At 56.4% G+C, this 14,224-nt stretch carries 12 protein-coding genes; 9 read left to right on the top strand and 3 right to left on the bottom strand.

Features of this window, described 5'->3' with window-relative positions; translation table 11 throughout:
• The first annotated feature begins 6 nt into the window (after positions 1 to 6).
• The 3 genes from gabT to QHL1GM_RS10475 all read left to right on the top strand — a co-directional run bounded on the left by gabT (position 7) and on the right by QHL1GM_RS10475 (position 2,581).
• Positions 7 to 1,278: a 4-aminobutyrate--2-oxoglutarate transaminase gene (gene gabT, locus QHL1GM_RS10485; protein ID WP_071694430.1), complete on the top strand. Its 1,272-nt coding sequence runs from the start codon at positions 7 to 9 to the stop codon at positions 1,276 to 1,278.
• Between the two features lie 358 nt (positions 1,279 to 1,636).
• On the top strand, positions 1,637 to 2,014 hold the full coding sequence (locus tag QHL1GM_RS10480) for a DUF4160 domain-containing protein (protein ID WP_071694429.1): 378 nt from the start codon (positions 1,637 to 1,639) through the stop codon (positions 2,012 to 2,014).
• Between the two features lie 93 nt (positions 2,015 to 2,107).
• Positions 2,108 to 2,581 carry a hypothetical protein gene (locus QHL1GM_RS10475; protein WP_071694428.1) on the top strand — a complete coding sequence of 158 codons (474 nt, stop codon included), beginning with the start codon at positions 2,108 to 2,110 and terminating at the stop codon, positions 2,579 to 2,581.
• A 266-nt stretch (positions 2,582 to 2,847) separates the two neighbouring features.
• On the opposite strand, the gene QHL1GM_RS10470 is transcribed toward QHL1GM_RS10475, so the two are convergent.
• A complete protein-coding gene (locus QHL1GM_RS10470; protein WP_071694427.1) occupies positions 2,848 to 4,428 on the bottom strand; it encodes a cryptochrome/deoxyribodipyrimidine photo-lyase family protein in 1,581 nt (526 codons plus the stop codon).
• A 138-nt stretch (positions 4,429 to 4,566) separates the two neighbouring features.
• Here QHL1GM_RS10470 and QHL1GM_RS10465 point away from each other — a divergent pair, with 138 nt between their 5' ends.
• On the top strand, positions 4,567 to 4,869 hold the full coding sequence (locus QHL1GM_RS10465) for an antibiotic biosynthesis monooxygenase (protein WP_035560873.1): 303 nt from the start codon (positions 4,567 to 4,569) through the stop codon (positions 4,867 to 4,869).
• Between the two features lie 61 nt (positions 4,870 to 4,930).
• On the opposite strand, the gene QHL1GM_RS10460 is transcribed toward QHL1GM_RS10465, so the two are convergent.
• A complete protein-coding gene (locus QHL1GM_RS10460; protein ID WP_071694426.1) occupies positions 4,931 to 5,857 on the bottom strand; it encodes a 1,4-dihydroxy-2-naphthoate polyprenyltransferase in 927 nt (308 codons plus the stop codon).
• Between the two features lie 226 nt (positions 5,858 to 6,083).
• Here QHL1GM_RS10460 and QHL1GM_RS10455 point away from each other — a divergent pair, with 226 nt between their 5' ends.
• The 3 genes from QHL1GM_RS10455 to menH are packed head-to-tail and all read left to right on the top strand — an operon-like array spanning position 6,084 to position 9,914.
• Complete coding sequence (locus tag QHL1GM_RS10455; protein WP_071694425.1) at positions 6,084 to 7,409, top strand: isochorismate synthase MenF; 1,326 nt, start codon at positions 6,084 to 6,086, stop codon at positions 7,407 to 7,409.
• A gap of 5 nt (positions 7,410 to 7,414) precedes the next feature.
• Positions 7,415 to 9,163 (top strand): 2-succinyl-5-enolpyruvyl-6-hydroxy-3-cyclohexene-1-carboxylic-acid synthase, encoded by a 1,749-nt coding sequence (gene menD / locus QHL1GM_RS10450; protein ID WP_071695971.1) that lies wholly within the window; start codon positions 7,415 to 7,417, stop codon positions 9,161 to 9,163.
• A complete protein-coding gene (gene menH, locus QHL1GM_RS10445; RefSeq protein WP_071694424.1) occupies positions 9,153 to 9,914 on the top strand; it encodes a 2-succinyl-6-hydroxy-2,4-cyclohexadiene-1-carboxylate synthase in 762 nt (253 codons plus the stop codon). The genes menD and menH overlap by 11 nt, the downstream gene beginning before the upstream one ends.
• 8 nt (positions 9,915 to 9,922) lie before the next feature.
• Here menH and QHL1GM_RS10440 read toward each other — a convergent pair whose 3' ends face one another.
• Positions 9,923 to 11,392, bottom strand: a complete 1,470-nt coding sequence (locus tag QHL1GM_RS10440) for an anion permease (RefSeq protein WP_071694423.1) — start codon at positions 11,390 to 11,392, stop codon at positions 9,923 to 9,925.
• 270 nt (positions 11,393 to 11,662) lie between these two features.
• Here QHL1GM_RS10440 and frdA point away from each other — a divergent pair, with 270 nt between their 5' ends.
• Positions 11,663 to 13,450 (top strand): fumarate reductase (quinol) flavoprotein subunit, encoded by a 1,788-nt coding sequence (gene frdA / locus QHL1GM_RS10435; protein WP_071694422.1) that lies wholly within the window; start codon positions 11,663 to 11,665, stop codon positions 13,448 to 13,450.
• Positions 13,447 to 14,214 (top strand): succinate dehydrogenase/fumarate reductase iron-sulfur subunit, encoded by a 768-nt coding sequence (locus QHL1GM_RS10430; protein ID WP_217648537.1) that lies wholly within the window; start codon positions 13,447 to 13,449, stop codon positions 14,212 to 14,214. Before frdA ends, QHL1GM_RS10430 begins: the two co-directional genes overlap by 4 nt.
• The last annotated feature ends 10 nt before the right edge of the window (positions 14,215 to 14,224 follow it).

Raw genomic sequence — 14,224 nt, 5'->3', positions numbered from 1 at the left:
ACGATGATGACTAACCAAGAACTGAATGACCTGAAAAACCGCTATGTGGCCAACGGTGCCGCCACGCCGACGACCCAGTTTGCCGAGCGCGCTGAAAACGCTGAGCTGTGGGATGCCGACGGCAACCGCTGGATCGATTTCGCCGGCGGTATCGGTGTGCTAAACCTGGGCCACCGTCACCCTAAAATTGTCGCCGCCGTTGAAGCGCAGCTCAAGAAAGTTATGCACACCAGCGCCGCGGTCATCTCCTACGCGCCCTACGTGCAGCTGTGCCAAAAACTCTGCGAACTAAGCCCCGTGCGCGGCTCAGAGCGCAAGGCGATGCTGGTGAATACCGGTGCCGAAGCGCTAGAAAACGCCGTGAAGATTGCCCGCGCCGCCACTGGCCGCACCGGCATCATCACCTTCGACGGTGCCTTCCATGGTCGTACCATGATGACCCTGGCGATGACCGGCAAAGTGCTGCCCTACAAGAACGACTTCGGCCCGATGCCGGGCGACGTGTTCCGCGCACCGTTCCCGAATCCGCTGCACGGCATTAGCGAAGAAGCCTCGCTGAACGCCATTCGCACGCTGTTCAAAACCGATATCGCCCCCCACCGCACGGCGGCCATCGTGATTGAGCCGGTACAAGGCGAAGGCGGCTTCTATATTGCGTCACCGGATTACCTGAAAGCGCTGCGCGCGCTGTGTGACGAGCACGGTATTCTGCTGATTGCCGACGAAGTGCAGTCCGGCTTTGCCCGCACCGGCAAGCTGTTTGCCCTCGAACACAGCGGCATTGAGGCGAATATTCTGACCACCGCCAAAAGCCTGGCCAACGGCATGCCGCTTTCGGCGGTGGTGGGTAGCGCCAAGGTGATGGACGCCTCTGGCCCTAACTCACTAGGCGGCACCTACAGCGGCAACCCGCTTTCTTGCGCGGCGGCCCTGGCGGTGATCGAAGCGATCGAAGAAGAGAACATCCTGGCCCGCAGCGAGCAGATGGGCAAAATGCTGGCAGAGCGTTTCGCGGTGTGGGAAGAGCGCTTCCCCGCCGTGGCCCACGGCCGCCAGCTCGGTGCCATGGCAGCGTTCGAACTGCTTGATAGCGAAGGGAAACCCGATACAGCGCTCACCGGTGCGCTCTGTGCCAAAGCCCGCGAGAAAGGCTTGATCCTGCTTTCCTGTGGCTTCTACGGCAACAGCATTCGTATTCTGGTACCGCTGACGGTTTCTTCTGCGGTACTGGAAGAAGGCTTGAGTATTATCGAGCAGTCTTTGGAAGCGCTTAGCTAATACCTTCAAAGCATCACCTAACCCGCCATCGTCAACAGTGAAAGCTGTTGACGATGGCGGGTTTTTTTATAGGCGTTGAAAGCCCGAAGTTGAGATAGTCAGGCGCCCTAAGCGCCCTGTGCTAAGCTGGGTTCGGTACGGCGGATGAGAGAAGCAGAAAGATAGTTAGCCGCCCAAGGCGGCGGTGCCAAGAAATGCAGCAGGCATGTGTGTTTTGGATATGCAGCCTGTTAATAATTAAAAGAATCATAGGGTTGGAAGGGTTTTTTAGGCTGCATTGTGTGAATAATCATGTCGGCGCGTTCATCCAATCATAGAAAGCGCTGTCTAATACCTGTTACACGTCTATGGGTGATGCATGAGTCTTGATGAAGAATTTAATGAGTTGCAAAGACTCTTTGCTCAGAAAGACCTATTAACTGAGCCAAGCCGCTCGGCAGGTAATGGATTCATGGAAATTCTCTTGGCGAAGAGAAAGAACATGAAGATCAAAATTTACCAAGAAAAAGGGCACAGCCTTCCCCATATTCATATTGACTACGGAAGACAGCAACATGCCGCTAGCTATGCCATAGGGTCAAGCGAGCGAATTGAAGGTAGTTTATCTAAAAAATATGATAGCGATGTCTCTAGTTGGCTAGAGCGAAATCGTGAAAAGGTTTTAGAAATCTGGAATGCATTGCAAGCTGGTGCGCCGCATGAGCCACTAGTAGCGGAATTGTCAGGTGACGCGTAACAATTCAATTAACTTCGCGCCTACGGCGCCGGACGCAGTAAAGCTGCGCCGGTTATTGAGGCACTATATTTTATCCCGAATCAGGAACCAAGGATGGACTTAACTTTAGTTTCAGTGCTTGATACTGCTGTAAAGATTGGCCTTGGAGCCTTGATCTCTGCAGTTTCAGGATACTTTGTTTTAGTAAAAACTCAGTCCCATGAAGAAAGCAAAGACGCTAAAAATCGCTTTTATAGCCTTCAAGAAGAAAAGAAGTCTAAATATGTAGAGTTTCTTGCTCGGTCTCAAGAACTTATACAGTGTCATTTATTCAAAAGCGGCTCACCTGATGCAGAAGAATATAAAAGCTACATGCGGGCTTTTAATGAAGTGCAAATCATATCTAACGATGAGTTAAGAATTTCAGTATTTAATGTCATGTCTGATGTGGGCTCCTTTATGTTTCTTAGGAAAAATGAACAGGACATTGAGCAAGTAGATCGCATGGTGCAGGCTGTTAGGAATAAGGTCTCAGTTTTTCAAAAGCTAGCCCAGCTGGAAGTTACAAGCTTGTACCAGAAAATATAAATCGCTCGCTGGGACGGTCTAAAGCTCGCCCCTTAACCAAACGTTAGGTACTTTCCTGTCAGTTGAGGAAGCACATGTCGGCTGCTCTTCAAGCGAGACGCAGGACGGGTAACGCCTGGCGGCATTGCTAAATCATTTCGCTGAGAACATCAGCAATATGAAGAATGACAGGGCTTTCTCATATCGCAGATTCTATGCCGTGATCTCCCCCGATGCGGCCACGCCTTATGGCGAAGAGCTTAGTTAGCCATATCCAAGCATAACCGCTACAAATCCTCCAACCCGCCATTATCAAACAGCGAAAGCTGCTGGCGATTGGCGGGTTTTGCTTTTTTAGCGCGCTGAGTGGGTGGTCTTCGCTGGCTAGCAAGCTTATCCACAATGGCTTGGCTGGCTTCTCTGGCCTCTGGCGTGCGGCGAAGCTCATACAGCATCTTCTTCCAATGCCGAGCTTCGGTTTCAAAGTCGTTGGGCAGCGGGTAGTGCTCGCCGGGCTGAAAACCAAATCGTTGGCGCAAACTTTCCGGTACCGCCCAGGGCTTGGCGCGCCACTCTAACGGCAGTGTCGTTAATTCCGGCACCCAGCGGGCGACAAACTCTCCGGTAGGGTCGTTATCCTCCGCCTGTTTGATGGGGTTATACACCCGCAGGGCATTGGTGCCCGTGGCGCCTGCCTGCATCTGCACTTGGGAGTAGTGAATGCCGGGCTCAAAATCGGTAAACAGCCGCGCCAAGTGCAGGGCAGGTTCGTACCAATGCAGCCCAAGGCCAAAGGTGGCATGGGAGAGCAACATGGCGCGCATGCGAAAGTTGATCCAACCGGTAGCGATCAGGCTGCGCATGCAGGCATCCACCAATGGCACGCCGGTTTGGCCACGCTTCCAAGCAATCAGGTTGGGGTGTTCGGGGTCGCGCTCCCGCAGGTCACGCAGCGCGGGGTGCAGCGTTTGTGACTCTATGCTCGGCTCACTTTCGAGCTTTTGAATAAAGTGGCAGTGCCAGTGAAGCCGGGAGGCAAAGGCGCGCAGTGAGCGTGACCAGGGTGTGTCTTCTGTATGCTTTTTCCGCTGGCGGCGCAGCGACTGCACCACTTCGCGCATGGAGAGCGTGCCCCAGGCCAAGTGAGGCGAAAGCCGTGAGCCAAATTCCCAGGCCAGCAGCGGTTTGGAAAGCGAGCCGCGATAGCGCCGCCCGCGCTGGCTTACAAAGCTGCGCCATACTGCGCGCCCTTCGCTTCGCCCCCCTGGCTGGCGCTCGGGGCAGGGCGTGGTATCAAACCCTAGCGTCAGGCTGTGAAGCTGTTCGACATCAATATGGTGAAAGGCTTGCCAGCCCTCGGCCGCCTGGGCGTTTTGCGGGGCAGTGGGGGTGGGAGCCGTCATTAACGTTTCCCACTGTTTTTCCCATGCGTTGCGGTCGGCCACTCTCGACGTTAAACCACGCACTACGCCGTGCTGGCGCACTTCATGCCATGGCGTGTCGTGCTGCTGGCACCATGCTTTGACGTCGAGGTCACGGGCAAAGCTCCAGGCGTTACCGGTCTCCTCGTGGGAGTGAAGGACAAGCTCGCCATAGTGCGTTTTAAACGCGGCCAGCAGCTCAAGCATGCTGCCTTGCCATAGGCACAGCGGCAAACCCAGCGTTATCAGCGCTTGAGAAAGATCAGCCAGCGAGTCGGCAGCAAATTGCCAGTGGCGCAGCGCGCTGTCCGGTGCTTGCCACTGGTCAGGTTCTATCGCGAATACGGGCAGCACGGGGCCAGCCGCGGCTGCGTTAAAAAGCGGCGCGTGATCATGAATGCGTAAATCGCGTTTGAACCAAACGACCTGAATGGGTGCCTTAGCCATTTGTTACCTGGGCGATGCGGGCTATTCGCCGGGAAGCTTATTCGTGATGGGAGCTATTCGTCATAACCCCAGAACGTTACCATCAAGCCACTATTTGCGTCACTTACCTAGCAGAACCCGTTGAACAGGAGCGTCATTATGTATATCGCCATGAACCGTTTTCGGATTGCCCCAGGCCGCGAAGAGGACTTTTTAGAAGTGTGGCGCAACCGTGACTCTCACCTGGATGAAGTGCCGGGCTTCAAGCAATTTAAGATGCTGCAGGGTGAAAGCCAGGAAGATCACACCGTGTTTATCTCCCACAGCGTGTGGGAGTCGGAAGAAGCCTTCCGCGACTGGACCAAGTCAGATGCGTTCCGCAAAGCTCACGCCAACGCCAAAGCGCCCGAAGGCATTTACCTTGGCCCGCCCAAGTTTGAGGGTTATGAAGTAGTGCTGTAAGGCTCGCGTCGTTAACGTTAGCCGACTGTCAGCGGGGTGGCTGCCCCGCTGTTAGCGTTCACTAAAACAGCGCCAAGCCAATAGACAGCAGCACGCTGTAAAGCAGTGTTGAAATGGCTGTTTTCTTCAGCATGGCGGTCAGAGTCTCGCCATCGCGGCTAAGGTTTAATGTTCTGGCAGCATCAGAAAGCGGTTTGGCCACCAGCAGGCAGCTCCACCCCAACAGCGGTACCGGCAGGGCAACCAAATAGATCAAGGTTAGCAGCAGCGCCATGCCCAGCAATGCCCAGTGGTAGTTAATCGCGTTAGCGCGGCCTAACCGCACTGCAAGGGTGATTTTGCCGTTGCGCGCGTCGCTTTCTATATCGCGTACGTTATTGACATTGAGCACCGCGGTTGCCAGCAGCCCACACGCCGCCGCGGGCAGAAAGGGCAACCAACTTAGTTGCTGTACATGTAGATAGTAGGTGCCCAATACGCCGAGCAGTCCAAAAAACACAAAGACTGAAATATCGCCTAATCCCCGATACCCATAGGGTGTGTGCCCCAGCCCAACGGTATAGGTCACCGCTGCTAATAAAGCGGCAGCGCCTAGGAGTACAAAGGTGGCAATTTGCCCCCACTGGTTGCCAAAGGCGGTCACCAGTAACAACAGTCCTAATAACGCTGCAACAATGCCCGTTACCACCATCCCTCTGCGCATAGCCTGTGGGCTTAGCAAGCCTGAAGAGACCGCCCGCACCGGCCCAATGCGCGCCTGATCATCGGCACCAGACGCGGCATCACCATAATCGTTGGCCAGGTTGGAGAGTACCTGGAGGGCAATCGCGGTCAGCAGGGCAAGCAACAGCACCCCAGCATTAAAAGCATCCGCACTCGCCGCTAGCCCACTGCCCAGCAGAATCGACGCGCACGCCAGCGGAAGTGTTCGGGGGCGAGCGGCTAGCAACCAGGCTTGGTAGTGGCGGCGCTTAGCGAGTCGTTCCATTATGTCGATATTCCTCTGTTCTCGTTTCAACAGTGGCTGGCGTGGCAATTACCAAACATTCAGCAATGTATGATTAAGTGCTAAAAAGTAGACTTAAGTCAAAGCTATTCGTGTCGCCTTACCCCACACTGTGGGTGTTCTGTGTCAGGAGTTTACGCGATGATTGGCAACTTATTTAGACAATACAAATATGCGGCGCTAGTCACGCTTGCCTAAAAGGCGAATTATGTACTCTATACACCCTATTGAAGCACTTAAGCAGCAGCTTGATGCGCTTAGTGATAGCGCACAAAAAGGGTTTATACGTCTAAGTACGCCCTGTCAGGTCGGTAACCTGATGGGGTGGTTAAACGTGCAGAGCGTTTATCCCCGCCTCTATTGGCAATCCCGTGAAGCTGGTGCCGTTGAGTATGCGGCGTTGGGGGCTGTTAAGGCGTTTGGTTCACTAGCCGCGCTGCAGGCTGACCTTGCTACGCTGGCTGATTTGGGTGGCGAGCAGCCGGACTACTTCGGCGGCATGGCTTTCGACACCAATACGCCTGGGTGGCAGCACTTTCCTGGCTGCCATTTTTTGCTGCCGCGTATAGAGCTTAGGCGCCAACAAACTGGGGTGACGCTATCACTCAATCTGCGCTTTGACGACCGCTGCCCAGAGGCCGAAATAGCCCAGGCTCGCAGCTGTTTGGCTGCGCTGGAAGCGGAGCAACCGCTGCCTCACTTGCTGCCGCATATTTATCAGCGTGAAGACCGCCCTTCCCAGCAAGAGTGGGCGGCGTCGGTGGTGCAAATCACTAATCCAGACCATCTGGCTCACACGCCCAAGGTAGTGCTTTCCCGGGAGACGTACCTGACGACATCTGAAACGCCCAGCCCTTGGGCGCTGCTTGCGCGCTGGCAGGCTGGTGCCGCCGACTGTTTTCACTTTGGCGTCCAATTGACCCCGCATGAGGCGTTTATCGGCTGCCCACCGGAGCAACTCTATAAGCGTGAAGGTAGGCATTTAACGACCGAAGCACTGGCGGGCACCACGCGCCGCGGGCGGGATGCCCAGCAAGATCAAGGGCTTGCCAATGAACTGCTGGCCGATAAGAAAAACAGCCTGGAAAACCAGTGCGTCTATCAGCAGCTTTTGACCCAGCTTGAGCCGCTTTCTTCTCACTTTCATATGGGCGAGGCGCATATTGTTAAGCTGCGCTCCGTGCAGCATATCCGTCGTCTGATTCACGCCGAGCTTCGCAGTGACGTCTCCGACCAGCAACTGCTTTCAGTGCTGCCGCCTACCCCGGCGGTAGGCGGTGTTCCCCGCGAGTCGGCGCTGGCATTTATTCGCCACCATGAGCGCCATCGCCGCGGCTGGTATGCGGGCGTGTTCGGCCGAATCAGCCACACCAGTAGCGATCTGTCGGTGGCTATTCGCTGTGCCCATATCGGCCCAGAAGCGATTCGTCTTTATGCCGGTGCAGGCATTGTGGCAGGCTCCCAGCCGGGCGAGGAGTGGCGCGAGCTGGATACTAAAATCGCTGACATTATGTCGCTGCTTGGGATGGGATAATGCATATGACGGCACTAACATCGAGCGGTATTGCGAAAGAGCACGCCACCTTTAATCATGTGTGGGCGGCGCTGATGCTGGAAGAACTCTACCGCTTAGGCGTGCGCGACGTAGTGCTGGCGCCGGGCTCTCGCTCATCGCCGTTAACCATGGCCGCCAGCGAACACGCCGGGCTGCGCTGCCACTGCCACTTTGATGAGCGTGGGCTAGGCTTTATGGCGCTCGGTATTGCCCGTGGCAGTCAGCGCCCGGTGGCGGTTATCACCACTTCGGGCACTGCCGTCGCGAACCTCTACCCGGCAGTGGTGGAAGCCAAACTGCTCGGCGTGCCGCTTATCGTCCTCTCTGCCGACCGCCCCATTGAGCTGCTGGATAACGGCAGCAACCAGGCGATTGACCAGCGGGATATTTTCTCCCGACACACCACTGTTCACCACGACCTGCCGCCGCCAGATGCTGAGATAAAAGCAGCGTTTCTACTCAGCACCCTTGACCAAGCCGTCGACCAGCAGCGTCGCACCCCTGGGCCCATCCATATTAACTGCCGTTATCGCGAACCGCTTTATCCTGGCAGTTGCCCTATGGATGCTAGTGACTATCTCGCACCGCTGGGGGATTGGCTGACGACTTCAAAGCCGTGGAGTAATTGGTCATCCAGTACGGTGGTTCCAGCGCTCAACAACGAGTGGGAAACGTTTGCCCAGCAGCGGGGCCTGATTGTGGTTGGCAGGGTTGAAGACAGTGTTGATGATTCCCATCAGGCGCAGTATGCTGTTGAGCTATCCAAGCAACTCGGCTGGCCGCTGCTAGCCGACATACAGAGCCAGGTTCGGTTTGACCCTTACAACCTGATTCACTTTGATCTGGCGCTGCATGATGAGCGTTTCAGCGCTGAACTCGCCAAGGCAGAAGTGCTGCTCCAGTTTGGCGGTCGGTTAATCTCCAAGCGGTTAAGCCAATTTATTGCCCAGCAGCCCTGGCAGGATGTCTGGTTGGTTGATCCGCTGCCCCAGCGGCTGGATCCTGACTACTGCGTTAAGCGCCGTTTGATATGCTCGCCTGCCGACTTTGTCGCTGATTTGCCAACGCACTCAGAACAATCGCCTTGGCATCAGTTGGGTAGTCTCCAACACCGCACCAGCCTGCTTGTGGAAGAGCGGTGTACGGCATTCTCAGAAGTGGGTGTTTGCCACCTTTTAGCACAGTTGGCTGAAGGGCAGCTGTTTATAGGCAACAGCCTGCCTGCGCGGCTAATGAATATGCTGGGGAAGCATCGCCAAAAGCCGCTGCGGGTATTGGCTAATCGTGGCGCGTCGGGTATCGATGGCCTGATCGCAACGGCCTATGGCCTCAGCTGCACATGCTCGGAACCCACGACTATCGTGTTGGGGGATACCAGCGCGCTACATGACCTCAACAGCTTGGCGTTGCTGAAACGGGCCTCCCAGCCCCTGGTGGTGGTTATCCTCAATAACGATGGCGGCAGTATTTTCCATATGCTGCCGGTGCCCAAAGAGGGCGAACTGCTGGAGCGCTATTACCGCCAGCCCCATGGCTTACACTTCGAGCATGCGGCGAAGATGTTTGGGCTTGGCTATTCAGCGCCCAGCTCATTGGATGCCTTCTCGGCGGCCTACACCCAGGCACTGCAGGCGGGCGTTACGTTGATCGAGGTTAACGTACCCCATCAGCAGGTCGCCGATGATCTCAAGGATCTTGGTGAAGAGATTCGAGGGGAGACGCGTGAGCAGTAAATTTCAGACGCAGGCGCCAACTCTGGTACTGCTGCATGGCTTGCTGGGCGACCGCCACGACTGGGCGGAGGTGAGTGCTGGCTTGGATGGGGTAGATTGCCTGGCGCTGGACTTGCCAGGGCACGGCCAGAATCACCGAGTACGGGTAGCCTCGTTTGAGGCGTTTCACCACTGGCTTTGCGACACATTGATAGATCGAGGCGTTAGTCGCTACTGCCTGCTGGGCTACTCCCTGGGCGGGCGTTTGGCGCTTTATCATGCCAGCCGTCAGCCATCGGGGCTGGAAGCGCTCTGGCTGGAGAGCGCTCACCCAGGGCTGCCTGCAAACGAGCGCTCTGCACGTATTGCCCACGATGAACGCTGGGCAACACGTTTCGAGCAGGAGCCATTAGAGGATGTGCTTGCCGACTGGTATCAGCAGCCGGTGTTCGCCGATCTAACGGAGGTCCAGCGGACTCGGCAGATTCAACGTCGTCTCGGCGCTAATCACGGGCCTGCTGTCGCCAAAATGCTGCGGGCGACCTCCCTCGGTCATCAGCCCTCGCTTTGGCAGTGGCTGGAAGATACCTCGCTACCGGTGGGGTATTTTTCAGGTCGGCGGGATGCCAAGTTTCATCACTTGGCATCCCGTTTAGCCAGCCTGGCCCCCCGTTTGCGTCATATCACGCTAGAGGGGGGCCACAATCTCCATTCCGAGCAGCCGGATGACATCTCACATAACCTCAACGCCTGGTATCAGACGCTTGGCTAACTCACCGGTCAGCTGATTAGCATTAACCAGGGCAGGCCAATCGCTAGCCAGACCACCAGGAATAGCAGTCCGAAGATCGCCCCCAGCCGCCAAAAGAGGGCGCTGGGCAGATAGCCGCTGCCGTAGTAGACCGGGCTTGGCCCTGTACCGTAGGGGGTGAGAATGCCCATAAAGCCAAGTGTGGGTAGCAGCAGCAGAATAAACATCTGCATATCCAGTCCGGCAATCCCGGTAGCTGCCGCCAGAATCACTGGCAGCAGGGCGGTAACGTGGGCCGTCACGCTAGCAAAGAAGTAGTGCAGTAGATAGAAAATCACCACCAGCGCCACCATGGCCATCAGCGGGTCGAAGTGGCTTATCTGTCCGCCGACCACACTGCCAAACCAGTTAACGAAGCCTACTTGGCTAAGCCCGCCCGCTAGCGCCACCAGGGTGGCAAACCACACAAAGGTATTCCAGGCTGCTCGGTTATCGAGAATATCGCTCCAGGACACAATGCCAGTTAACAGCATGCCGCAGATCACCAGTAGACCCACCAGCGATCCAGAAATAATGTCGCCCGCAAAAATCCATAGCAGCAGCGCAGTGACCACCATAACGACCAGCATTATTTCATGGCGGGTCAGTGCCCCTAGCTTGGTTAACTCCTGTCCCGCCCAGTCGGAGATTTCATTACCCGCTTTCACTTCGGGCGCGCATAGCCAGTAGCTCAGCAGCGGCACCAGCATAAGCAGCACAATGCCGGCAGGTGCTACCGCCATAAACCACTGCCCCCAGTTGATATTAATACCTGTCGCGCTCTCGGTTAGCGCGATAGCCAATAGATTGGGTGCCAGGGCGGTCAAAAATAGCGAGCTGGTCACACAGGTAGAGGCCAGCGCCGTCCACATTAGAAAGCTACCCATGCGCTTCATGCTGGGGTCGTTGGGGTGTGAATCGTAAAGCGGCGGTAGATTGCGAATGACTGGATAGATCGTGCCCGCACTGCGCGCGGTGTTCGAGGGCGTAAACGGCGCTAGAATGCCATCGGCAATCATCACTGCGTAGCCAAGGGTCAAGGTGCGCTTCCCCATTGCCTTGACCAGCCAAAGCGATATTCGCCTGCCCAAGCCGGTTTTTTCATAGCCCAGGGCAAACATAAAGGCGCCAAAAATTAGCCAGACGGTGGAGTTGGTAAAGCCTGACACCGCCCATGAGAAGGCTTGGCCCGCGGCATTAAATCCGTCAGTCGCCAGTTGCTCCGGAGAGAACAGCACCCACCGAGAAAGCAGTGCCACCAGGGTAACGCCGACCAGGCCCACCACTGCACCCGGTAAGGGTTCAAGAATAAGGCCAACGACACAGCCGAGGAAAATGGCGAAAAAGAACCACGCATGAGGCGCAAGCCCCAGGGGAGTGGGTATCAGCGCGACGATGATAGCGACTGCTAGCGGCGCTAACAGTTTCCATCGCGGTGAGGGTTGGGCATTGGACGTCATGCGGCACCTCTCTCTTCAATTTTTGCAGTAAGGTTTTCTTTGTCGCTTGGTAGGCAGCCATCTGCCTGCAGTGAGTGGCTTGAAGAGTAGGGGTTGCGACACGAGGGGAACAGTAATACCCACTCGATTCACTGCTTACTTGATGTGCGTCAATAGTCTTTTCGACTAATGAGCAAGGTCTGCAACGGGCGTGGTAAGTTCGAATAAACAAGACGGCAGCGAAGATTGCCGCCAGTAACACCTTTGACCTGGCTAACGGAAGGGGTTGTCATGCAGCAGCGAGATTTCGATATCGTCATTGTAGGTGGGGGTGGAGCAGGTTTGCGCGCTGCTATTGGTGCTGCCGAGCAGGCCAAGGAGCAGGGCACCCCCCAGCGCATTGCGCTGCTGTCCAAGGTGTATCCCATGCGATCCCATACCGTGGCCGCTGAAGGCGGCGCCGCCGCCGTTACCAGTGCCGAGGATTCCCATCAGGCGCATTTTGACGACACGGTGTCAGGCGGTGACTGGCTGGTTGAGCAAGGCGTCGTCGACTACTTTGTCCATCACGCTTATCAAGAACTGGTGCAGATGGAGCGTTGGGGCTGCCCCTGGAGCCGCAAAGACGATGGCCAGGTACAGGTGCGCCGCTTTGGCGGCATGAAAACCGCCCGCACCTGGTTCGCGGCCGACAAAACCGGCTTCCATATGCTCCATACCCTGTTTCAGACCTCGCTGAAGTACCCAGAAATCGAGCGCTTTGATGAGTTCTTTGTGCTCGACCTGGCCGTTCACGAGGGCGCTGTAATCGGCGTGATTGCCCTGCAGATAGCCACCGGTGAACTGACTCTGCTGCGCGCTAAAGCGGTCATTCTCGCTACCGGCGGCGCAGGGCGTTTGTTCCGCTTCAATACCAACGCGGGCATTGTCACCGGCGACGGCATGGCGATGGCCTATCGGCACGGCGTGGCGCTGCGGGATATGGAATTTGTTCAATACCACCCTACTGGCCTGCCCGGCTCCGGCATTTTGATTACCGAAGCGTGCCGGGGCGAAGGGGGTATTTTGCTCAATAAAGATGGCTACCGCTACCTGCAGGATTACGGCCTTGGACCGGAAACCCCGCTGGGCAAGCCGGAAAACAAATACATGGAGCTGGGGCCGCGAGACAAACTCTCCCAAGCCTTCTGGCAGGAGCAGCAGGCGGGACGCACAGGCAAGTTTGGTGACAGCGATGTGGTTTATCTCGACCTGCGTCACTTGGGTGAAAAGTATATTTTGGAGCGCCTGCCGTTTATCTGCGAGCTGGCCAAAGCCTATATCAATGTTGATCCGGTGAAAGAACCCATTCCTATTCGCCCGGCGGTGCACTACACCATGGGCGGGATTGAAACCAACCCCCAGTGCGAAACCTCTATCGCGGGGCTCTACGCCGCCGGGGAGTGCGCCTCGGTGGGGCTGCACGGCGCTAACCGCCTAGGTTCCAATTCGCTAACTGAGCTGCTGGTATTTGGCCGCTTGGCCGGTGAGCAAGCCAGCAAGCGCGCATCGCAAACCGAGTGGGCCGATGAACGGCTGCTGGAAGCCCAGGGTGACCGTCAGCAAGCCAAGCTGCTGCGCCTCTGTGATGGAACTGGAAGTGGGGAAAACTGGGTCGATCTCAAGCACGCCATGGTGCAGGCCATGGAGAGTGGCTGCGGTATTTACCGAACTGAAGAGGGCATGCGCCACTCTCTGGAGACCATGCGCCAGCTGCGCGCTCGCTTCAATGAAATACGCGTTAAAGACACCAGCAAGATATTTAACACCGAGCTACTGGAGTGCATCGAGCTTGGCTATGGCTTGGATATCGCCGAAGCTTCTTGCTTAAGTGCCCTGGAGCGCCGTGAATCCCGCGGTGCTCATCAGCGCCTGGATGAAGGCATGCAGAAACGCGACGACGTTAATTACCTCAAGCACAGCCAGGTGTTCTATCAAGGCGAAGCTCCGGCCGAACTGCACTGGCAGGACGTCGATGTGCGGTTTTCTGTACCAGCTGAGCGGGCCTATGGCGATGCAGGCAAAGGGGGCAAGGCATGAATACCGAGCAGATCAATGCTAAGAACGTCAGCACCAAGCACATCAGCGTCAAACGCTACATGCCCGACAGCTCGGCAGAACCCTATTGGCAGCAGTACGAACTGCCGGTGGACGACAGCACTTCTCTGTTGGATGCCCTCAACCATATCAAAGAGCAGCTCGATAGCACCTTGAGCTACCGCTGGTCGTGCCGGATGGCGATTTGCGGCTCTTGTGGCGTGATGGTTAACGGCATTCCCAAGCTCGGCTGCAAAACCTTCCTGCGCGATTATGAAGGTGAGATTCGCATCGAGCCGCTATCCCACTTCCCCGTGCAGCGGGACCTGGTGGTGGATATGGAGATATTCCTTGAGCACCTGGCGGCGGTTAAGCCCTACCTGATCGATGACAACCCAGTAAAACCATACGACCCCCAGGCGCCGGAAACCTATCAGCAGTCACCCGAACAGCTCGCCCGCTATAAGCAGTTCGCGAACTGCATTAATTGTGGCCTCTGCTACTCGGCCTGCCCGCAGTTCGGGCTTAATCCTGAGTTCCTTGGCCCGGCGGCGCTAACGCTGGCCCATCGTTACAACCTGGATAGCCGCGACCATGGTAAGAAGCAGCGTATGGCCGAACTTAACCGTCATGAGGGGGTGTGGAGCTGCACGTTTGTGGGCTTCTGCTCCAAGGTGTGCCCCAAACACGTTGACCCAGCCGCTGCTGTGAATCAGAGCAAGGTCGAAGCGGCCAAGCACACACTCATTGCGCTGTTCAAAGGGTAGGGGAGGAACG

It is taken from the genome of Halomonas sp. QHL1 (assembly GCF_001882345.1).
Classification (GTDB): Bacteria; Pseudomonadota; Gammaproteobacteria; order Pseudomonadales; family Halomonadaceae; genus Vreelandella.
Note: the sequence above shows the minus strand (reverse complement) of the source record. Positions and strands in the feature narration are given on the sequence as shown.

What these genes read in the sequence shown, in the direction of transcription:
- gabT (WP_071694430.1), top strand. Translation starts at nt 7, where the DNA reads ATGACTAACCAAGAACTGAATGACCTGAAAAACCGCTATGTGGCCAAC.
- QHL1GM_RS10480 (WP_071694429.1), top strand. Translation starts at nt 1,637, where the DNA reads ATGAGTCTTGATGAAGAATTTAATGAGTTGCAAAGACTCTTTGCTCAG.
- QHL1GM_RS10475 (WP_071694428.1), top strand. Translation starts at nt 2,108, where the DNA reads ATGGACTTAACTTTAGTTTCAGTGCTTGATACTGCTGTAAAGATTGGC.
- QHL1GM_RS10470 (WP_071694427.1), bottom strand. Translation starts at nt 4,428, where the DNA reads ATGGCTAAGGCACCCATTCAGGTCGTTTGGTTCAAACGCGATTTACGC.
- QHL1GM_RS10465 (WP_035560873.1), top strand. Translation starts at nt 4,567, where the DNA reads ATGTATATCGCCATGAACCGTTTTCGGATTGCCCCAGGCCGCGAAGAG.
- QHL1GM_RS10460 (WP_071694426.1), bottom strand. Translation starts at nt 5,857, where the DNA reads ATGGAACGACTCGCTAAGCGCCGCCACTACCAAGCCTGGTTGCTAGCC.
- QHL1GM_RS10455 (WP_071694425.1), top strand. Translation starts at nt 6,084, where the DNA reads ATGTACTCTATACACCCTATTGAAGCACTTAAGCAGCAGCTTGATGCG.
- menD (WP_071695971.1), top strand. Translation starts at nt 7,415, where the DNA reads ATGACGGCACTAACATCGAGCGGTATTGCGAAAGAGCACGCCACCTTT.
- QHL1GM_RS10440 (WP_071694423.1), bottom strand. Translation starts at nt 11,392, where the DNA reads ATGACGTCCAATGCCCAACCCTCACCGCGATGGAAACTGTTAGCGCCG.
- frdA (WP_071694422.1), top strand. Translation starts at nt 11,663, where the DNA reads ATGCAGCAGCGAGATTTCGATATCGTCATTGTAGGTGGGGGTGGAGCA.
- QHL1GM_RS10430 (WP_217648537.1), top strand. Translation starts at nt 13,447, where the DNA reads ATGAATACCGAGCAGATCAATGCTAAGAACGTCAGCACCAAGCACATC.